This is a genomic window from Acinetobacter sp. C15 (genome assembly GCF_013420645.1).
Lineage (GTDB): Bacteria > Pseudomonadota > Gammaproteobacteria > Pseudomonadales > Moraxellaceae > Acinetobacter > Acinetobacter indicus.
In genome coordinates, this window is sequence record NZ_VOXR01000027.1 from 15171 (window position 1) to 36124 (window position 20954).

The following is a 20954-nucleotide window of genomic DNA, read 5'->3' on the forward strand; positions in this document are numbered from 1 at the left end:
TTTTGAGTGTTTTTTAGCCTAAAAAACAGCATTGTTGAGACGCAAGACAATAATCACGCTACGTTAAAATTAATTGAAATATTATTGATATAAATAATACCTTTTGTTGTTAATAAAATAATAAATTAAAAGCGATTTAATATGAAATTGAGTGTTGTTTTAAATTAATTGGAGAATCAGTTTTAAATAATGTAACCCTCTATTTTGGGTTGATTTTTTGGTTTTTCAACCAAATAAAAAGTACGTTTTTTCATATTATGTTTATAATTTTTAATCAATTTTATACATTGCTGAAGATAGAAACTGTATTTAAGTTGAATTAATCTGTTTTGATGAGTTAATGCTCATAAATGAAAATTCCTTATTCTAGCCTTTAGTGGCTTTGTTGCACAAAGCTATTCTTGAGGGCTTCTTTAGCAATATAATTTCCAGATGAAGAAGCCTGCACCTAAAACTTACCGTACAACCAATTGGTCCTCGTATAACCAAGCTTTAATCAAGCGAGGAAATATTTCAATCTGGTTTGATCCTAAGACCCAATGGTATGCACAACCACAAGGCAAGCACGGACGAAATCAAACTTATTCCGATACAGCGATTCAATGCTGTTTAATGATCAAATCTCTATTCCGTCTTTCTTTACGTATGGTCACTGGCTTTGCTCAAAGCCTGATTAAACTCTGTGGCTGAGCAGCCCCGAATATCAGTGATATTCGTACTCCACCCTCTGTAGACGACAAAAGCATATTGATATTGCGATAAGCTATCAGAAAAGTCGTGATGGGTTACACCTACTCGTCGACTCTACGGGTTTAAAATTTTTAGGTGAAGGTGAATGGAAGCGTAAGAAACATCAGCCTGAATACCGTCGGCAATGGCGTAAACTGCATATTGGTATAGATGCTGAAACACTGCAAATACGTGCCGTTCAGCTTACGACAAATAATGTCAGTGATTCACAAGAACTAGGTGATTTACTGGATCAAATCCCACCAAATGAGCGAATAGATTCTGTCTATACCGATGGGGCGTACGACACGAAGTGCTGCAGACAAGTGATTTCAGATCGTCAAGCACATGCAGTAATTCCACCCAGGAAGAATGCCAAGCCCTGGAAAGATTCTAAAATCAGTTCAATAGAACGAAATGAGTTACTTCAAACGGTTAAGCATTTAGGCAGAACCCTATGGAAAAAATGGTCGGGCTATCACCGTCGCAGTTTGGTGGAAACCAAGATGCATTGCATCAAATTATTAGGAGATAAGCTGACGGCAAGACATTTTCAAAGTCAGGTCAATGAAGTTCATGCGCGTGTGGCAGTTCTGAATAGATTTACGGAATTAGGTAGACCTCACACCCAAGTTGTCACTTAAATTTGAATGGATTGGGGAAAACTCAGCTTTTGAATGTTTATGCAACAAAGCCGCCTTTAGTTAAAACTGCTAATCATAAATATTCTAAAAATAGCCTAAGCTTAATAAGTGGTTCAAAAGGGGCCCAGGCCTTTGCTTTGTCAAAATCTGATTTGCCAAGCAAAGGCCTGGGAATCCGCGAATTTGATTTTTTGTTTTAATAATCCTCAATATTTTAATTTATTGAGGTCCTTTCATAGAATTAATGAGTAAAAAAAGTCTAATTTGGTTTGACCAAAGAAAAAGATACAAATATGATTATTACATTACAGCAAAATCTGTAATCGGGCGTGGAAACCCGCATCTCAACGTGCTAAAGAGTCACTTTTAGTGGCTCTTTTGTGTCTGCATGGCAATGCTTTATGGCAGGCCAAGTAGGGCAGTCTATGACTGGCCGTTTCGTTGAGCGGTATTTCCACCCCTATTTGGTTTGCCACCATCTCGTGGAAAAGATGTTGGCAAATTTCACATTGATCAACGAGATTACAATATGAAAAATATCATTTTAAAAGTACCCATTTCTCTTAGGTTTCTTTTGTTAGCGCTGACTGGATATTGACGGTCATTTAATTCACAGCTTTAACCAAATCGAACTATATACATTTTCAAATTTCGTACTTGAGCGAAAGTAGGAAAGTGTTGCCTGGAGAAAATAAGAAATGGGTTCTACACGACTATTGACCAATATTATTCAGCGTAAAGTCATGTTGCCAGAAGAAATGTCACCTTCAATGCAGCGTGACAATTTTGAAGTGGCACTGACTGATTTTGAAAAGCATCCAATCATCAAATGTTTATTTAAAGCGGATAACCAGCGTTCTACGGAATGTTGGAGCGTGCAAGAAATTGCAAACTTTATTGAAGATTGCACAGAAGATCAAAACATCAATTTATGCATTTTGTATTGGAAAGATATACACGGCAATATTTACATTATTGATGGGGCTCATCGTCTTTCCTGTATTTATGCATGGATCAATAGATATTTTGCGGATGAGCAAGTCCCTCAAGCACCTAATTTCAATGATCAACAAAAACAAGATATTCGTTACCTCCGCAATTATTTAGGAGATCTTGCTGATTTTCAAAAAATTTGTACTGATGCCGAATTTGCAGAAAAAAAATCGAAATTAGGCGATATTAAAATCAGTTTCCGGCAGGTACTGGGGACTCCAGAAGATGCGCGACGGGTATTTCAATCGATTAACTCAGATACTAAACGTCTAGATAAATATGAGGAATATCATCTCAGAAGTCGCGGGAGTGACGCCTATTATGCGATCTATGCCTGTTGTTATATCAATGACAATAAATCTAACTTGGAAGAGCTCCAATATACACGTTTAAATGAGCTGATTGAGTTAGGGGAGAGGATCCATCAGCTCCTTTTTTCGACCATTTTATTAGACAATGAAATGAGTCATGGCAAAAAAATTGGCTTGGTCAATGAGCTGATGAATATCATTGCGGGTGATCAGATTCATAATATTATGAGTCTGAATCAGGGGGAGCGCGTTGAAAACCTAATGTCGCATCTGTTGACCATTCTTTGCAGGATAGCGACGCCTGTAAAAAATGCTGGGGTTCCGAGTTTGGGCTTACATCCATACTTATATTTTTATAAGGATCAGCGTTTTCAGATTACTTCTTTTCTTGCATGGTTTTCAATTGTGTATGAAATTCATGAAAGCCGCATGCAGATTCATCATCGAAAGATTAGTTTCAAGGACTTCACCCGGATACGCCGTAGTATTGAGTTCTTGATCGCCAATTTCCCCGTGGCGACCACCGAAACGGTCGGCAAGTTCGGCAGTGGTATCAAGGGCTATGATCGGCTACAAATTGTCTATAAAGCCTTTATTTGCTTAAGCTTGGAAATGGAAGTTGATTTTGATGATGAGGAATGCCTGAATACCTTTATTCTGTCCATGTCTAAGGCCTTCAAGTACATAAACTTTAACGAGTTTTATGTCGAAAGATTTTTGGGTGGTTATGATGATGCAGTCGTCAAGCATGTGGTGGGATATGTGGAGTCGATTAGTCCAATTTCTCGGTCAAAGCCCAAGGCCTTTTCGGCATTAACCAAGAGTCTGCTTAAGCACAATTTTCTGGTGGGTAATCATAACTTTTGCCTCATTTGTGATGGATTGATCTATCTTGATTCTACTGAATCGGATCATCGGATTGCCAAAGCCGTAGGTGGGCAAGGCGTTCTAGAGAATGGTCTGCTGGTTCATCCCATCTGTAATAGGATGAAATCAGATCTGAGCCTGGAAGAGATTAGAGCGGATTTGTTTGGTGAATTACTGTATTGAGCAGCAGAGCGATGAGCTCATTTTTGCAGATGTATCAATCATTAATCACATGATTTAACTTTTGATACATTCAGCTAATGTGGTTATTTTTAATTCAGTCCAGAATCACAACCAGAAACTAGCTGTAGTTTCTGAATGACCGTCAAGGTCCTTAGTTTCGCCCATAGATTCCCTCTATGGGCTTTTTTTTGATCAAAAATTGTATAGATGCTCTAAAATAAACCTTTTAGCATTTCATAAGCAATTAGGATTAAGGCTGAGACCATTAGCACAACAAAAATGAGTTCCACTCTAGTTAACATCTTAGTTCCATTTACTTTTCACTTAATTTATATAGCAGTTAACTCGTAGCATCAATGAAATAACATAACATAGAAAATAATCAAAAAGACAGAATTTGGATTTTGATCAGATCTGCTGTTTACATGCTTCTACAGCAGCTTTGAATGTTTCACTTAACCTTTAAACTTTTTTTAAAATTAAATATATTTACATATACATTCTAAAATTTGATAGAATTTATTAAAACTTCAGATTTCAAGTGTAAACAATGAGAAGCGCTAATATTCGACGTGATGGCTACTTAAAATTTCTGAATACATGGCAAGACCGTGATGTCATTAAAGTACTTTCAGGTGTGCGTCGCTCTGGAAAATCCACCTTATTGGCGATGTTTCAACAAGACCTAAAAGCACAGGGTGTACAAGCCGAAAACATCATTGCTATCAATTTCGAATTTATGGAATTTGAAGAACTCACAGATTACCGTAAACTACATGATTATGTACTGTCTAAAGTTGATAAAAGCAAAAAAAACTATGTTTTTTTAGATGAAATACAACATGTTACTAATTTTGAAAAAGTAGTCGACTCTTTATATGTTCGAGATTATATCGATTTATATATTACAGGTTCAAACGCATTCTTTCTAAGTGGAGAACTTGCGACTTTACTTACAGGACGCTATATCGAGCAACACGTTCTACCTCTGTCATTCCAAGAATTTAAACAGTGGCATATTGAAAATAATCCGATCATCCAACAATTATCCAATCGTGATTTGTATGCCATGTATACGCGCAGTAGTTTCCCTTATACGCTTGCCATGACTAGCCAGCAGGAAACTTATGATTACTTGCAAGCGGTCTATGCCAGTGTAATGTTTAAAGACGTTATTCCCCGTTTGAATACTGCCGATATTAACTCTCTCGAGCGTGTCGCAAGATATTTGGCAAGCGTGACAGGCTCACCTATTTCCATCAATAAAATTAAAAATACCTTTGTTTCAAGTGGGGTTAAAATTTCATTTGAAACAGTAAAACGCTATATTCAGGGCTTACAGGACAGTTTGTTATTTTATAGTGCTGCACAATTTAAAGTACGCGGGCGTGAGTTATTACAATCCTCTGAAAAATACTATTTAGTTGATGTCGGATTGCGCCGGATTATGTTGCCTGATGCTAATGCTGATCAAGGTCATATCTTAGAAAATGTGATTTATCTTGAGCTTGTCAGACGAGGTTATACGGTCTATGTAGGGCGGGTTGATGAATATGAAATTGATTTTGTTGCTGTCGATACTTTACAGAATTTAACTTATTATCAGGTGGCATTAGAAACGCTCAATGAGGAGACACTCAGCCGAGAGTTACGTCCATTACAGAAAATTTCTGATTCGTATCCCAAGTATTTGCTTACCTTAGACACGATAGGGACTGAAGCGAATTATAATGGTATTGTAAAAATGAGTGCTCTCGATTGGTTGCTATCTGAAAATAAGTAAAGTTGAGGGTAGACATGGATACTCTTATTTATTAATTAAAACTCAAAGACTTTTCAGCATCATTCAAGAATGTATTCAAGCATAATTTCTGCTCCAATTGTGATGGATCGATTTACCTCGATTCGATTGAGTCAGACTATCATGATTGAGCCAGAGTCGCTTACTGAAAGTAGCGAGAATTGCGCTGGAGTTTCTGAAGGATATTAATTCCTTAGTTTGCCCATTCATCCATCTGGGCATTTTTTTTGATCAAAATACAGTGCTGTTCTTGCTAAAAAATGACGGCACCCACCATAAAACACAATATTCCAAAAATAATCCAAGGCCATATCTTTGCCTTCGGTTGTTCTAAATTCTGAGGATTATATTCCGTGTGTTCTAGCGATGTCGGTTGTGGAACACGGGTCTTTTTAGAGTAAGGCTGGTGTTTAGAGTAAGATAGTCCCGTACCTGGAATACCGACACTGGTTCGCGTACCTTTTTTCCCAATATTTAGAGAAGCACCAGGTTTGCCAATGCTGGCACTGCTGATGCCTTTATGGGTCAGATTAATTTTAAAACCCGGGAATAATTTAATACTTTTACGAAATCTAAAACCCATATTACTCTCATTCTAAAATTTAGCTCAATTTACGCTCTACACCAGGATCCATGATCTGCTAGAGATCTTACTTTGACAGCTATCATCACTATATTAGTATATTTTTTATCTGGTGATTGCAATACTACCTTTAAATACCGTCAAAAATGTTTACTGTATATTTGCTGTAGGGTAATCTTAAAGCTGCTATTTATTGACTGATTGGTATATGACGACAGATAAGCATGAAGTCCTGCTACGAATGCGAGCGATCGAGCTGCTTGCATACTGGGAAGGTCGTTTGGTTACCAATCGTTTGATGAGCTGGTTTGGACTTAGTCGACAGCAGGCTTCTGCGGATATCAAGCGCTATAATACGCTGTATAACCCCGATGCCTTGATTCATGACCCCTCCGTCAAGGGTTATGTGCCTAAAGCCAGCTTCCAGCCTGTACTGACTACAGCGCATATCAATGAATATCTCAATATGCTCTCGGGCCTGGTCAGTGAATCGCATGCCCTGATTGCGATGCCAGAACCGAATCTTGCAGCAGTTCAATTACCTGATCGCAGTGTACGTCCTGAAGTGATTCGGGAAGTTTTGCGTGCCTGCCGCAACCAAAGTACTTTAAAAATGATTTATGCCTCCATGCATAATCCACAGTGGCATGAACGCATGATTTCCCCACATACCCTGGTGTATACCGGTTTTCGCTGGCATGTCCGTGCCTATTGCCATCAGAGCAAGCAGTTTAAGGACTTTTTACTCTCCAGAATTGATCGCACACCTGTTGTGGTGGCGATTGACTCAGTAGACCCTGCTCAGGATCAGCAATGGCATGAAGAAATTGTACTGACGCTGATCCCTAATCCAAAATTGAATGAAGCTCAAAAAGCGCTGGTCGAAAAAGACTTCGGCATGCCTGATGGCAGATTACAGATTCCGGTGAAAAAAGCCCTGGCTCACTATACCTTGCAGCGCTATCAGGCCGCGATCACGCTGGCTGAGGCGGAAGATGCCTTGAAATATCCCTTGGTGTTACAAGGTTCAGATATCGAAAAGCTGTCGTCTTACCTGTTTGATCAAGCTTCATAGGAGATTGGCTATGTTAGAACAATTTCATTATGACAGTGACCTGATTGGTGGCTCACTGATGGTGCGTGAAAGCCGGCTGATCGCGGATCTGTTATTACGAGAGGCGACTCCAGAACAATGGCATCAGGCCATTCAGGTTGACAATATTCTGCAAAAAAGAACCGCAGCCTCAGCTCAACGCAATGCCACCGCTATTCGTAAGCGTCTGGAGCGCTTAGAGCCTGATTTCTGGAAAGCTTTGCGGGATGGGGATGATGAACTGGCGACTCAGGTGGCTTTTTGTGGGGCACTGGAACGCAACCTATTGCTGCTTGAGTTTATGGAAACGGTGATGAGGGATGCCTATATCTCCCAGGCGCAACACTTGGACAGTTATATCTGGTCAGATTTTTTGGATGAACGCTCACAACGTGATCCGGATATCTGTGAATGGAAAGAGTCCAGCAAGAAAAAAATGGGGCAGGTGGTGTTTCGCATGCTGGCAGAAGCCGGTTACTTAAAAAGTACCCGTAAGCTGGAGTTACAGCGCGTGATCGTCAGAGCAGAGCTGCGTAGCCTGTTGGAAGAACATTATAAACAACGCATTAAAAGATCTATGGAAGTGTCGCTATGGACGCGGTAGTTGTAGAGGGGCAGCAATGAGTCAAACAATACATGAGCGTCTGAACCAGATTCCAGAGCGAATTCTTTCCACCGAGTTTCTCACCGGGCAAGGACTGGGCAATGAAATTGGCTTCTGGATTTTTGATTATGCACCTGAAGATGAGTTGAAAGTGCGCGAATATCTGCATTTTCTAGACGGGATGCTGGAGAAAAAACACAGTCAGCTGAAGGTGGTGAATATCAACCTGCTGCAAGCCGTGGTGGATTATCTGGCTGAGCGTAACTTCATCGATAAAGCCATTCAAATGCAAAAAGCCAAAGGCGATGAAGCGCTGCTCAAAGCCTTAAAGGGCCCACTGCATATGGATAAGTTCGCGCCGTATCTGGTGAGTAAATATGCCACCAATGCGCAAGATATTGTGTTGATGACTGGGGTTGGGTCGGTTTGGCCACTGTTACGTGCCCATCACTTATTGAACAGTTTGCATTCGTTACTGGGGCATAAGCCAGTGGTGCTGTTTTACCCGGGCTATTACGACGGTCAAGCGATGAGTTTATTTGGAAAAATTCCAAGCAACAATTACTACAGAGCATTCAGATTAGTGCCTTAAACACGGCAAATAGAAATAAGAATTCGGGGGAATGGATTGAGATGAACATTAAAGAACTTTTTTACAAGCCATTAGATCGTGCAATTAACGGGGTGGTGAAGGCAGATCAGGATGATAATGCCACGGTTTACCAGGAGCTGGATGAGTACGTGGTCACCAATGAGCTGGAAAAGCATTTTCGTGACTTTTTCCAGTCCTATGGTACAGACCTCAGCGACCCTTCGATTGCCAATCGTGTCGGCGTGTGGATTTCTGGCTTCTTTGGTTCAGGTAAATCACATTTCCTGAAAACCTTGTCGTATATTCTGGCCAATAAAGTGGTACGCGATGCGGAAGGTAACGAACGCAGTGCTGCAGAATTCTTTGATGAAAGCAAAATTCGTGATGCATTTATCCGTGCCGATATTGGCAAGGCCGTTAGCCATCATGCCGATGTCATCCTGTTTAACATCGACAGTAAAGCTAGTTCCAATGACGATGGCAATCCGATCCTGAATGTGTTTTTACGTGTGTTTAACGAGTATCAGGGTTTTAGTGCTGACCATCCACATATTGCCCATATGGAACGTCATCTGAGCCAGAAAGGGGTGTATGAGCGCTTTAAACAGGCTTTTGAAGAATCTAGCGGCATGTCCTGGTTGGAAGAACGTGACGGCTATCAGTTCTATCAGGATGATGTCGAAACCGCGATTTCCCAAGCCCTCAACTTATCAGCAGAAGCTGCGCATAAATGGTTTGAAGATTCTGAGCAGACCTTTAGTGTTTCGGTTGAAAACTTCTGTCAGTGGGTGAAAGAATACTTAGATAGCAAAGGACCCCAGCAACGCATGTTGTTCTTGGTCGATGAAGTGGGGCAGTTTATTGGCAGCGATACCCGCTTGATGCTGACACTGCAAACCATTACTGAAAACTTGGGTACGATCTGTAAAGGCCGCGCTTGGATTATCGTCACCTCGCAGGCAGACATCGATGCTGTTTTAGGTGAGATGTCTTCTTCCAAAGCCAATGACTTCTCCAAGATTGCTGGACGTTTTAAAACCCGTTTATCACTGTCCAGTTCCAATACCGATGAAGTCATCCAGAAACGTTTATTACGTAAAACCCCGGAAGCTGAAGCACTGCTCAGATCAGTGTTTGAGCAAAAGGGCGATATCTTAAAAAACCAGATCACCTTTGACCGTTCAGGCCCAACACTCAAGAACTATGAGGGTCCAGACAGCTTTATCAATAACTATCCTTTTGCGCCGTACCACTTTCAGCTGGTACAAAAAGTATTTGAAGAAATCCGTAAAGTCGGTGCGACCGGTGCACACTTGGCCTATGGTGAACGGTCCATGCTGGATGCGTTCCAGATGGCCGCGAATGCGATTGCTACAGATGAAGTCGGTGCCCTGGTTCCTTTCCACCGCTTCTATACTTCAGTCGAAGGTTTCCTGGATACTGCAGTGAAGCGTACCATCGACCAGGCAGGGCAGAATAAGACCCTGGATGGTTTTGATGTGCAGATGCTGCGTACCCTGTTCATGATCCGCTATGTCGATATCATCAAAGGTACGCTGGATAACCTGGTGACTTTGTCGATTGAGAAAATTGATGAAGATAAGCTGGCATTGCGCAAGCGGATTGAAGAGAGCCTGCAGCGTCTGGAAAAAGAAAGCCTGATTACTAGGAATGGCGATGAGTTCCTGTTCCTGACTAATGAAGAGCGGGATATCACTCGAAAAATTAAAGCCACTGACTTAGCAGCTTCAGAAGAAAATAAAGAGTTAGCCAATCTGATCTTTAAAGATTTACTGCGCGATCAGAACAAATACCGCCATCAAGCCAACAAGATGGACTATCAGATTGGTCGTTTTCTGGATGGTCATAGCCTGGATGGCAAGTATGAGAGCGATTTGAAAGTTGAAATCATTTCTCCACTAGATACGGAATATACCCTCTACACAGAAGCTTTCTGTATTGGTAAGAGCGCCGAGGCCGAAGGGCAGGTACTGTTTAAACTGGCAGACGATAAACAGTTCTTTAATGAGCTGCGCACCTGGCTGAAAACCAATAAATTCATCCGCTTAAATGATGATGGTACCCAATCGGATATCAGCCGTATTCTGGCAGACCGTGGCCGTGAGAATCAGGAGCGTAAAAAACGCCTGCGTGTCCGGGTCGAAGAAATGTTGCTGGACGCGGAAAGTTATGCCTTGGGTCAACATCTACAACTTTCATCTTCAAGTCCAACCACCAAGCTAGATGAAGCCTGTCGTTATCTGCTGGAAAACACCTATACCAAACTGAGCTATTTGCAGGTCTATCAGCAGGATGCCTGGCGTGAACTGAACGCCGTCTTGACTGTGGATGATATGGCGCAACTCGGATTGTCTCTGGATGGCGGTCAGAGCAATCCGAAAGCCCTACAGGAAGTGGAGCAGTACATTGCACTACGGGCCACCGGTACAGAGCGTATTCTAGTCTCAGATGTGATAGATCGTTTTGTCAAACGCCCTTATGGCTGGCCAGATGCCGAGATTTTACTGCTGGTAGGTCAGCTGGCGGCAATGGGGCGGATTTCACTGCAGTTAAATGGTGGCAGCTTACAGTTAAAAGATGCCTTTGAGCCTTTACAGAACAGCCGCCGTCGCCGTGATGTATCGATCATTAAAAAACGCCAGACTGATGATCAGGTATTGAAACAGGCACGCCAACTGACCCAAGACCTATTCTCGGCCATGGGGCCAGCGACTGAGAAAGAGCTGTTTGAATTCTATACCCAACATTTTAACAACTGGTTAGCCAACTTTAAGTCGTACAAAAGCAAAACTGATGTCGGGCAGTTCCCGGGCAAGAAAGTGATTGAAAAGTCGATTCTGACTTTGGAGCGCTTGCTGGCTAATAGCGACAGCTTCGATTTCTTTAAGGCCGTGGTTGAGAACAAGGACGACTATCTGGATCTGGAAGAAGATTATCGTGATATTCATGAGTTCTTCACTAACCAGATGCCGAGCTGGCAGCAACTGCAACAGGCCTTACGTCATTTTGAGAAAAACAAACAGGCGCTGGGCAGTGATGAGGTGGCAAAAAAAGCCCTCTCCGAATTACATCGTATTTTCACCCTTGAATCGCCCTATGGCCTGTTAAATAAAGTGGCTGATTTGGTTCGCACAGTGGAAAGCATCAATGAGCAATTGCTGACTGAGAAGCGTAATCAGGCGATAGAACACATTGATGACAAGATCAAGCAGTTAGAAGCTGAGATTAAAAACAGTGGCATCGCTACCGCTGAGCTGAGTAACAAGCTATTACGCCCACTACAACTGCTTAAAACGGATATTGAAGTGGAAACTAGCCTGTCCACCATCTATATGCTGCAAACCCAAACCGCCGTGGAGCGTTTTGATGAAGTCTTGTATGAGTTGGAAAGCGAAGTTCGTACGGAAATCCAGCGTCAGACCAAAACGGCACAACTGGCTCAGAGCAAAGCAGAGAGCGTAACCAGCACAGCAACCACCGCCAGCCCAGTAGCAGCTGCTGTGAGTCCGGTACAGCCTGTGACAGCCGTAGTGCCGCCGAAACCGGTGGTGGAAGTCGATGTCGCCAGCATTTACAACAAAACCTCTAGCAGTGTCTATCTGGAAACGGAAGAGTCTGTGAATCAGTTTGTAGACGCACTCAAAGTTGAACTGAAGAAAATCGTGGGTGACAAAAAGCGTGTGCGTATTCGCTAACTCAGCTTAGCGATCTATACGGCATCAGCAATCAATTGAAGGTTTTTAAATGAATACCAGTAATATTAAAAAATACGCACCGCAAGCACGCAATGATTTTATCGCAGCGATGCGCAAGCAGGCGGCCAAATATGGCATCACCGCAGACAGCATTTTACCGGCAGAACAGAAAGGCGACTTGCTGCTGATTGGCGATCAGGTTTTTCCGCTATCCGTCATGAAATCTCGTGAGAAGCTGATTAAACGCATTCAAGCCAGCAGTTTTGAGCAGACGATTGATTATATCGCTTATAGCTGGTTTAACCGTCTCTGTGCGATTCGTTACATGGAATGCAAAGGCTTACTGGATCATGGTCGCCGTGTACTGAGTAGTGCCGATGGTAGTGCAGGCTTGCCACAGATTCTGGAAGAGTGTCTGGATATTGACCTACCGGGATTAGATGCCAGCCGTGTGGCTGAACTCAAGCTGGATGGCAATAAAGACGAAGAGCTGTATCGGGAACTGTTACTGGCTCAGTGTCATGCGTTGAATCAGGTCATGCCACTCCTGTTCGAACAGGTGTCTGATGAATCTGAACTGTTATTACCCGATAACCTCACCAAAACCGACTCTTTGATCCGTGATTTGGTGAGCAGTATTCCGGAAGAAGATTGGTCGGATGTGCAGATTATTGGCTGGCTGTATCAGTTCTATATTTCTGAAAAGAAAGATCAGGTGATTGGTAAAGTCGTCAAAAGTGAAGACATTCCTGCAGCGACCCAACTCTTCACGCCAAACTGGATTGTAAAATATTTGGTACAGAACAGTGTCGGTCGTTTATGGCTGATGGCACATCCAGAAAGTACGCTTGCAAGTAATTGGGAATACTATATTCAGCCAGCTGAGCAAAGCGACGAAGTCAATGCACAACTGAAACAACTGATTGATGTGCGTATTAGTGAAAATGGCGATACTTTAAACCCTGAAAGCATTACGGTGCTGGATCCAGCCTGTGGTTCGGGGCATATACTCGTTGAAGCTTATGATTGCTTAAAAGCGATTTATTTAGAACGTGGTTACCGCAGTCGGGATATTCCACGTTTGATTCTGGAAAATAACCTGTACGGCATTGATATTGATACCCGTGCGGCACAGTTGGCGAGTTTTGCGTTATTGATGAAAGCGCGTGAGGATGACCGCCGTTTATTTAGCAATCCATCGAAGCTGAATATTATTGCGTTGCAAGATAGTCAGCCGGATCGTTTAGAAGCATTTAGTCAGGACTTAGCCAATACCAGCCTAGAGAAGTCAGATTTAAAAGAACTGCTGGACCTATTTGAACATGCTTCAACCTTTGGTTCTTTGATTCAAATTCCTGCAGCATTCGCTAAAAAGCTGCCTGATTTAGAAACAAAGCTCAATAAAGCATTAGCGTCAGGGGATATCTTTAGTCAGCAGTCGGCACAAGAGCTTTTACCTTTAGTTCAGCAAGCTAAATTACTTGCTAAACAATATGATGCTGTGATTGCCAATCCGCCGTATATGGGGGGTAAGGGGATGAATCCAGCACTTAAAGATTTTGCCAAAAAGAAATTCCCAGACAGCAAGTCAGACCTGTTTGCCATGTTTATTGAGCGTGGTTTCGATTGGTGTAAGGACAGTGGTTTTAATAGCATGGTCACTATGCAAAGTTGGATGTTCTTATCTTCTTATGAAGCAATGCGTGAAAAGTTGCTACATGATCGAACTTTGTCTTGTATGGTGCATATGGGCAATGGAGTAATGGGAATTGCCTTTGGTACTGCCGCGACTATTATCTTAAATAGATCTGTTGGTAACTATTCAGGAAGTTTTTCATATTGTGATAATAATGACTTAAATGAATCAAGGAATCCAAAAGAATTTCCAATTCAAAATAAAAGATTGAAAAATACAAAACAAAATGAATATAACAAAATTCCTGGACAACCTATTGCTTATTGGGTGAATACAGCAGAAAGAAATTTATATGAACTAGGGAGAACGCTTTCAACCGTAAGTTTCCCCAAAAAAGGCCTTGATACAGGTGAAAATGCAATTTTTTTAAGATTTTGGTTTGAAGTAAATAAGAACTTATCTAGTGCTTTAGAAGGAACGACTTGTAATAAGTGGTTTCCATATAATAAAGGCGGTGATTTTAGACGTTGGTACGGTAATCGTGAATATGTTATTAATTGGGAAAATGATGGGTTTGAAATAAAAAGTAGATTATCACTTAAGACTAAGAAACCGACGATTAGAAATATGTCATTTCAAATGAAAGAAGGTTTTACATGGACAACGGTATCCTCTGGAGGATTTTCTTGTCGATATACACCTGAAGGGGCTTTATTTGATAATGGCGGATGTACTTTATTTTCCGAATTAAATTTAAAAAAATATGGTGCATTTTTGAACTCAAAAGTAGCGTCAAGGTATCTTGAGTTCTTATCTCCAACATTAAACTTTCAGCCTGGGGATATTGGAAAAATCCTATTTGTAGAGGATATCGATAATTTACCTTTAAATACGGAAAATTTAATTAGAATTTCTAAATCAGATTGGGATTCTTACGAAACCTCATGGGACTTTACTCAAAATCCAATTATTCATATTCAACAGCCAAACTTAGAACAAGCCTTTAATACATGGCAACAGCAAAATGCTGACGCTGTGGCAGAAATGAAACGTCTAGAAGAAGAAAACAATAAGCTGTTTATTGACGCTTATGGTTTACAGGATGAACTGACGCCAGATGTACCCGATGAGCAAATCACGCTGACTCGTGCCGACCGTGAAAAAGACAGCCAGCGTTTAGTGTCTTATGCAATTGGTTGCATGATGGGACGTTATAGCCTGGATGAATCAGGTCTGATCTATGCCCATGCAGGCAATCAAGACTTTGATGCCAGTCGTTATCAAACATTCCCAGCGGATGCTGACGGCATTATTCCACTCACCGAAATGCACTGGTTTGAAGATGATGCTACACATCGTATCCAAGAGTTCTTAACTGCGGTTTGGGGTAAAGACACACTAGACGCCAATATGCTGTGGTTAGCAGAAAGCTTGGATAAAAAAGCCAGTGAAACAGCAGAAGACACCATTCGCCGTTACCTCGCCAGCAAGTTCTATAAAGACCATATGCAGACCTATAAAAAGCGTCCAATCTATTGGTTATTTAGCAGTGGTAAGCAAGGGGCTTTTCAGGCATTGGTGTACTTGCACCGTTATAACGAGAGTACTTTGGCACGTATGCGTACCGAATACGTCATGCCACTCATTTCCAAAATGGCTGCTTATGCTAATTCTCTGGAAACAGCAAAAGAAAGCAGTGACTCTGCGGCTGAAATTAAGCGCATCGAGAAAAAACTGCAGGAACTGCATAAGCAACAGGCTGAACTGAGTAGCTTTGAAGAAAAACTGCGCCATTATGCCGATCAGCGTATTTCACTGGATCTAGATGATGGGGTGAAAGTGAACTATGGCAAGTTTGGGGACTTGTTGGCTGAAGTCAAAGCAGTGACGGGGGAAAAGTGATGAATAGCTTTTCTTGCGAACGAGATCATGCAGAGGTGTTTGCATGAACTTAAATCAACTTCAGCAAGGCCTAGAACAAGCCTTTTATACTGAACAGCACCGAATTGTCTTTTGGTATGATGCAGAACAGTCATTTACTGAAGAAATCAAAGCCCTAGAGCTAAATGATGTCCAGATTCTGAATATGGCAGAAGAATCCAGCCTTGCGATTAAGCTTAAACTGGAACTTGAGGATCAGCAGGGTAAATACTTGCTGTATTTCCCAAGTGCTGAGCCTGAAACTGAAAAAGACTGGTTACTGGACATCAAGCTGTATTCACGCAGCTTCTATGCCGATCGTTTCTCGATTATTTTTAATGAGCTGGGTTTACAGCAGCAGAGTCTAAGAGAACATCTGGCCAAACGTGAAGAATTCCTTAAAGCCAAAGCCCGTCTGAGTACATTGAAACGCTATATCCAGCCTGATGCAGATGCACAGGATCTGGATATGGCCATGATTGCAGCTGTGGTCAAGGCTGACAGTGCCGAGCTGATGCATATTGTCTTGGCGTTGGCAGATGAAATGGTACAGCAGAACCTGGCTCTGGAAGTCAATCCAGACTCCTTTGCTGAACTGGAAAAATTCCAACTGGTGCCAGCTTTAGTCACCGCATTACAGGCGGAAATTGGTTATCCAGCATCAGTTGAAGAATTGAATGGGGAAGCATCATTCAAGCTCGGTACGTTCTTTATCCGTTTGATGACCACAGGTTTCTGTGAAAGCCTGGGCGATATACCGCTATGGGCTCAAGAACTGGTGATGTCATCTGTCAGTTCACGTGCGACGGCTAGAGCCTTCTTGTCACGCTGGAGAGACAGCTCCAAATACTACCCAACCTTCGATACACTCTCCCAGACCGTGGCCAATGCACTGCGGATCCAAGAAAAGGTCGGGACTTTTGATCTGGAGCAGCTGCTGGATGTCATGACCTTTGAAGTGATTGAACAAAAGATCATTGTTGATCTGGCCAGTCATATTCCTGCAGCAGCCAAAGCTGAACTGGAACATTTCAGAACGATTATTTCTACCCGTCTGGATGGCTATTGGGCGTCCAAACATAAGGACGATGCAACCCGCCGTAAATACCGTACCGTCTATACAGCGTTGCAGGCAGCGATTGAGCTGTTCAGTCTGCGACAGCAGTTTGATTCTGGGTTCTATTTCGACTCCAGCGAAGCCTTGTATAAAGCCTACGAGCAGGAGTTGTATCGCTTTGATATGGCCTATCGCCACTATAGTGCTGCTTCTCAACGCGCTCATGTCGATATCCTGAAAAAACTCGATGAAGAAGTCGAAAATTGCTATTCCTACTGGTTTATTGACCACTTGGCACGTAACTGGGGTGAGCGTGTAGAAGCTGAGCAACGCTTGAATGTCTGGAAAGTGGCAGATATCCCAAATCAGCAGAACTTCTACGATACTCACGTCAGACCCTTACTCAGTTCTGCAACGAAACGCCGTATTGTGGTAATTATCAGTGATGCTTTCCGCTATGAAGCTGCGGTAGAGCTGCGTGATCGTATCAATGAAAAGCGTTATTCCGAAGCGACCTTGTCTTCACAGCTGGGCGTTGTCCCAAGTTACACCACACTGGGCATGGCCTCGTTATTGCCGCATCAGACTTTGGAGTACAAAGAGGCCGCAGGGGATGATGTATGGGTGGATGGGCAGTCCAGCAAAGGGACTGCAGCACGATCCAAAATTCTGGCTGCCTATAATGGATTGGCAGTAACCGCTGAAATGGTAAAAGGCTGGTCGCGTGATGAAGGCCGTGAAGCACTCAAAGACCATGAGCTGATTTACGTTTATCACAACGTGATCGATGCTCGGGGAGACAGTGCCTCTACAGAATCAGAAACCTTTATGGCGGTGGAACATGCCATTGAAGAACTGACCGAACTTAGCCGCAAAATTTTAATGCACTTTAATATTTCCACCCTATTGATTACAGCCGACCATGGCTTCTTGTTCCAGCAAAGTAAACTGGAATCTGCGGATCGTTCAAGCTTGACTGAAAAACCGACCAATGCATTGAAAAGCAAAAAACGCTATGTGATTGGGTATGGTTTACCAGAGAGCAAGGAAGCATGGAAAGGCTCAACCCAAGCTACGGCAGGTACACTATCTGCGACTGATTTCTGGATTCCAAAAGGGGCGAACCGTTTCCATTTTGTAGGAGGCTCACGTTTCGTGCATGGCGGCATCATGCCTCAGGAAATCGTAGTGCCTGTACTAACGGTAAAACAGCTGCGTGGTGAAAAGGCTGGACAGCGGACCAAGCGTAAAGTTGAGGTCATTTCTACCAAATCCACGCTGAAGATGGTCAATAACATCCAGAAGTTTGATTTGATGCAAACTGAAGCTGTCAGTGAGCTGGTCATGCCAGTGACTTTATCCATTGCCATTTATGATGGGGATCTCAAAGTATCAAGTGAAGAAACCTTGACCTTTGATAGCAGTACCGACTCTGTTGCCGATCGGGTTAAACAGGTCAGGCTGTCATTGTCCGGTACTGATTTTGACCGTAAGAAAGATTACTTCCTAGTACTGAAGGACAAAGACCTGAATATCGAAATGCAGCGCTATAAGGTCACCATTGATCTGGCATTTACCGATGACTTCTTCTGATAACGAATTAACGATAGAGCGTAGCCTACATGGAATCTGCTAACGATAAAGAACTGGATCAGCTGCTGAATGAACACTTTGCTGGGCGGGTGGTACGTAAGGATCTGACTAAACTGATCAAAGAAGGGGCCAATGTCCCTGTCTATGTACTTGAGTACCTGCTGGGGATGTACTGTGCCTCGGATGACCCTGAGATCATTGAACAAGGTCTGCGTAACGTAAAGACCGTGTTGGCAGAGAATTATGTCCGCCCGGATGAAGCCGAGAAGGTGAAATCCCTGGTTCGTGAGCGGGGCAGTTATAAAGTCATTGATCGGGTGACCGTAAAGCTGAATGAGCGTAAGGACAAATACGAAGCATCATTTAGTAATCTGGGCATCAAAGATGCCGAAATCTCGGCAGGCATCGTCAAAGAGTATGAAAAATTACTTGTTGGTGGTATCTGGGTCATTGCTACGCTCAGTTACTATTTTGAAGAAGGACAAACCAATTCTCCATTTGGGGTGAGTTTACTCAAGCCGATTCAAATGCCGAATATGAATATGGATGAACTTTTCAGTGGCAGAGCAGCATTAAGCACGGATCAGTGGCGCGAGAGTTTAATCCGTTCGATCGGCATGGAACCGGCTTCGCTAAAAGAGGATGTGCAATGGCACCTATTAGCGCGTATGGTTCCGTTCGTTGAAAATAACTATAACGTCTGTGAACTTGGACCACGCGGTACCGGGAAAAGCCATATTTACAAAGAGTGTTCACCGAACAGTATTTTAGTCTCGGGTGGGCAAACGACTGTCGCCAATCTGTTCTATAACATGAGTAGCCGCCGTATTGGTCTGGTGGGGTTGTGGGATGTGGTGGCCTTTGATGAAGTTGCCGGTATTTCCTTTAAGGACAAAGATGGCGTTCAGATCATGAAAGACTACATGGCATCGGGATCTTTTGCCCGTGGCCGGGAACAGATGGAAGCATCTGCTTCAATGGTTTTTGTGGGTAATATTAACCAAAGCGTCGAATCGTTGGTAAAAACCAGCCATCTCTTGGCACCTTTCCCTGAAGCCATGATCGATTCGGCATTCTTCGATCGTTTTCATGCCTATATTCCAGGTTGGGAAATTCCAAAAATGCGTCCGGAATTCTTTACCAACCGTTATGGTCTAATCGTTGATTATCTGGCTGAATTCTTCCGGGAAATGCGTAAGCGTAGTTTTGCGGATGCCATTGAGAAGTACTTCAAACTCGGAAATAACCTGAATCAGCGCGATGTGATTGCCGTTCGCAAGACGGTTTCTGGATTGATGAAGTTGCTCTACCCACACGGTCAGTTTAATAAAGAAGATGTACGCCAGTGTCTGGAATATGCGCTGCAGGTACGCCGTCGGGTCAAAGAGCAGCTGAAGAAAATTGGTGGTATGGAATTCTATGACGTTCATTTCAGCTATATCGACAATGACACCTTAGAAGAACATTTTGTCTCAGTCAAAGAGCAGGGTGGTGGCGGACTGATTCCCGAAGGTCCAGCCAAGCCAGGTTTCTTATATACCATCGGGCTCAGTAATAAAGGCATGCCGGGGTTATACCGCTTAGAACTTCAAGTGACCAAAGGTTCTGGAAAATTGGCGACATCAGGCTTATGGAATTCAAGCAGTGCCAAGGAGCAGGTCAAGATCGCATTTGACTACTTCAAGGCCAATGCATCCAGAATATCGGGTGGCAGTAAGGTGCTGGAACATGACTTCCACTTACATGTGGTTGAATTACAGAATACCGGGCCGCTCAGCCATCTTGCTCTGCCAAGTTTAGTGGCTTTCGCTTCTGGCCTCTTAGGACGATCGGTTCAAAGTCAGATGGTGGTACTGGGTGATATGAGCTTGGGTGGTTCAGTGACACCGGTGGAAAGTATTGCCGAATGTCTGCAAGTTGCTTTTGATGCGGGTGCCAAGAAGGTTGCTTTGCCAATGAGTAGTGCGGCAGATATCCCAACGATTCCTGTGGAACTGTTTACCAAGTTCCAGACCAGCTTTTATGCAGATCCGGTAGATGCTGTGTTTAAGGGGCTAGGGGTGGATTAATTTCATATCTGTCTGGAAGAGTTATAGTAGATTGTTTTAAATTCAGTTTCTCAAGTTAAACACCATGTTGTAAAAGCATAATACTGCCTCTTTTAAAGAGCTAGTATTTTAGGGGGGATTACCCTTCATTTTTTCTTGATCAGATATCTGTTGTACTTTGACAAGATTTTGTTGATCTAAATATTTTTGATACCAAACACGCAATGTTTCAGGAGTACAACCGATTTTAGGATCAATAGCTGTGATTGCTGCCCAAGTAGAAGGATAATCTTTTTCAGATTCAATTAGTAATTGAACCGCTCTTTCTCTGATTTCAGGGGGCAATTTTACTTTGCCATTTGTAAGGTAAAAGAGGTCAATTTTAGAATGCCGTTGACAATGTATCGCCTTTTGAGTTTGAAGCAATGTACAATGATAAGATTAACCCGTTAGGTCAGGTGGCCTAACTTAAATAAAAAGTCTCCGACAAACCCGGTACGGTTCACTATCTATTGTTATTCTTACCTGAAATTGATGTGAGCTTATAGAGACAAGGTAAATTTGCAAAAGTGCCGGCTATTCAG

11 protein-coding genes and 2 pseudogenes are annotated in these 20954 nt (G+C 42.7%); 11 read left to right on the forward strand and 2 right to left on the reverse strand.

Annotated elements, in window-relative coordinates; translation table 11 throughout:
* The first annotated feature begins 432 nt into the window (after window positions 1-432).
* The 4 genes and pseudogenes from FTT63_RS10825 to FTT63_RS10840 all read left to right on the forward strand — a co-directional run bounded on the left by FTT63_RS10825 (window position 433) and on the right by FTT63_RS10840 (window position 5510).
* Window positions 433-1373 (forward strand): annotated as a pseudogene (locus FTT63_RS10825) (IS5 family transposase).
* Between the two features lie 29 nt (window positions 1374-1402).
* Window positions 1403-1573 (forward strand): hypothetical protein, encoded by a 171-nt coding sequence (locus FTT63_RS10830; protein WP_168382101.1) that lies wholly within the window; start codon window positions 1403-1405, stop codon window positions 1571-1573.
* Between the two features lie 498 nt (window positions 1574-2071).
* Window positions 2072-3727, forward strand: coding sequence for an HNH endonuclease signature motif containing protein (locus tag FTT63_RS10835; RefSeq protein ID WP_180192271.1), 1656 nt, complete (start codon window positions 2072-2074; stop codon window positions 3725-3727).
* A 550-nt stretch (window positions 3728-4277) separates the two neighbouring features.
* Window positions 4278-5510, forward strand: coding sequence for an ATP-binding protein (locus tag FTT63_RS10840; protein ID WP_001255534.1), 1233 nt, complete (start codon window positions 4278-4280; stop codon window positions 5508-5510).
* Between the two features lie 271 nt (window positions 5511-5781).
* Here FTT63_RS10840 and FTT63_RS10845 read toward each other — a convergent pair whose 3' ends face one another.
* Window positions 5782-6111: a DUF4236 domain-containing protein gene (locus FTT63_RS10845; protein WP_005403805.1), complete on the reverse strand. Its 330-nt coding sequence runs from the start codon at window positions 6109-6111 to the stop codon at window positions 5782-5784.
* Between the two features lie 208 nt (window positions 6112-6319).
* Here FTT63_RS10845 and FTT63_RS10850 point away from each other — a divergent pair, with 208 nt between their 5' ends.
* The 7 genes from FTT63_RS10850 to brxL are packed head-to-tail and all read left to right on the forward strand — an operon-like array spanning window position 6320 to window position 20391.
* Complete coding sequence (locus tag FTT63_RS10850; protein ID WP_127800373.1) at window positions 6320-7186, forward strand: WYL domain-containing protein; 867 nt, start codon at window positions 6320-6322, stop codon at window positions 7184-7186.
* A 10-nt stretch (window positions 7187-7196) separates the two neighbouring features.
* A complete protein-coding gene (locus FTT63_RS10855) occupies window positions 7197-7808 on the forward strand; it encodes a DUF1819 family protein (RefSeq protein ID WP_180192272.1) in 612 nt (203 codons plus the stop codon).
* 16 nt (window positions 7809-7824) lie between these two features.
* The gene (locus FTT63_RS10860; RefSeq protein WP_002010699.1) at window positions 7825-8400 is read left to right on the forward strand and encodes a DUF1788 domain-containing protein; all 576 of its coding nucleotides are present in this window, start codon (window positions 7825-7827) and stop codon (window positions 8398-8400) included.
* A 41-nt stretch (window positions 8401-8441) separates the two neighbouring features.
* Window positions 8442-12116: a BREX system P-loop protein BrxC gene (gene brxC / locus FTT63_RS10865; protein ID WP_180192273.1), complete on the forward strand. Its 3675-nt coding sequence runs from the start codon at window positions 8442-8444 to the stop codon at window positions 12114-12116.
* Window positions 12117-12165: 49 nt separating this feature from the next.
* Window positions 12166-15654 (forward strand): BREX-1 system adenine-specific DNA-methyltransferase PglX, encoded by a 3489-nt coding sequence (gene pglX / locus FTT63_RS10870; RefSeq protein WP_180192274.1) that lies wholly within the window; start codon window positions 12166-12168, stop codon window positions 15652-15654.
* A 43-nt stretch (window positions 15655-15697) separates the two neighbouring features.
* Window positions 15698-18322: a BREX-1 system phosphatase PglZ type A gene (gene pglZ / locus FTT63_RS10875; RefSeq protein WP_180192275.1), complete on the forward strand. Its 2625-nt coding sequence runs from the start codon at window positions 15698-15700 to the stop codon at window positions 18320-18322.
* A gap of 29 nt (window positions 18323-18351) precedes the next feature.
* The gene (gene brxL, locus FTT63_RS10880; RefSeq protein ID WP_034680344.1) at window positions 18352-20391 is read left to right on the forward strand and encodes a protease Lon-related BREX system protein BrxL; all 2040 of its coding nucleotides are present in this window, start codon (window positions 18352-18354) and stop codon (window positions 20389-20391) included.
* Window positions 20392-20514: 123 nt separating this feature from the next.
* On the opposite strand, the pseudogene FTT63_RS10885 reads toward brxL, so the two are convergent.
* Window positions 20515-20751: pseudogene (locus FTT63_RS10885) on the reverse strand (hypothetical protein); the annotation flags it as partial.
* Between the last annotated feature and the right edge of the window lie 203 nt (window positions 20752-20954).

What these genes read in the sequence shown, in the direction of transcription:
- pglZ (WP_180192275.1), top strand. Translation starts at nt 15,698, where the DNA reads ATGAACTTAAATCAACTTCAGCAAGGCCTAGAACAAGCCTTTTATACT.
- brxC (WP_180192273.1), top strand. Translation starts at nt 8,442, where the DNA reads ATGAACATTAAAGAACTTTTTTACAAGCCATTAGATCGTGCAATTAAC.
- brxL (WP_034680344.1), top strand. Translation starts at nt 18,352, where the DNA reads ATGGAATCTGCTAACGATAAAGAACTGGATCAGCTGCTGAATGAACAC.
- FTT63_RS10850 (WP_127800373.1), top strand. Translation starts at nt 6,320, where the DNA reads ATGACGACAGATAAGCATGAAGTCCTGCTACGAATGCGAGCGATCGAG.
- pglX (WP_180192274.1), top strand. Translation starts at nt 12,166, where the DNA reads ATGAATACCAGTAATATTAAAAAATACGCACCGCAAGCACGCAATGAT.
- FTT63_RS10835 (WP_180192271.1), top strand. Translation starts at nt 2,072, where the DNA reads ATGGGTTCTACACGACTATTGACCAATATTATTCAGCGTAAAGTCATG.
- FTT63_RS10845 (WP_005403805.1), bottom strand. Translation starts at nt 6,111, where the DNA reads ATGGGTTTTAGATTTCGTAAAAGTATTAAATTATTCCCGGGTTTTAAA.
- FTT63_RS10855 (WP_180192272.1), top strand. Translation starts at nt 7,197, where the DNA reads ATGTTAGAACAATTTCATTATGACAGTGACCTGATTGGTGGCTCACTG.
- FTT63_RS10860 (WP_002010699.1), top strand. Translation starts at nt 7,825, where the DNA reads ATGAGTCAAACAATACATGAGCGTCTGAACCAGATTCCAGAGCGAATT.
- FTT63_RS10840 (WP_001255534.1), top strand. Translation starts at nt 4,278, where the DNA reads ATGAGAAGCGCTAATATTCGACGTGATGGCTACTTAAAATTTCTGAAT.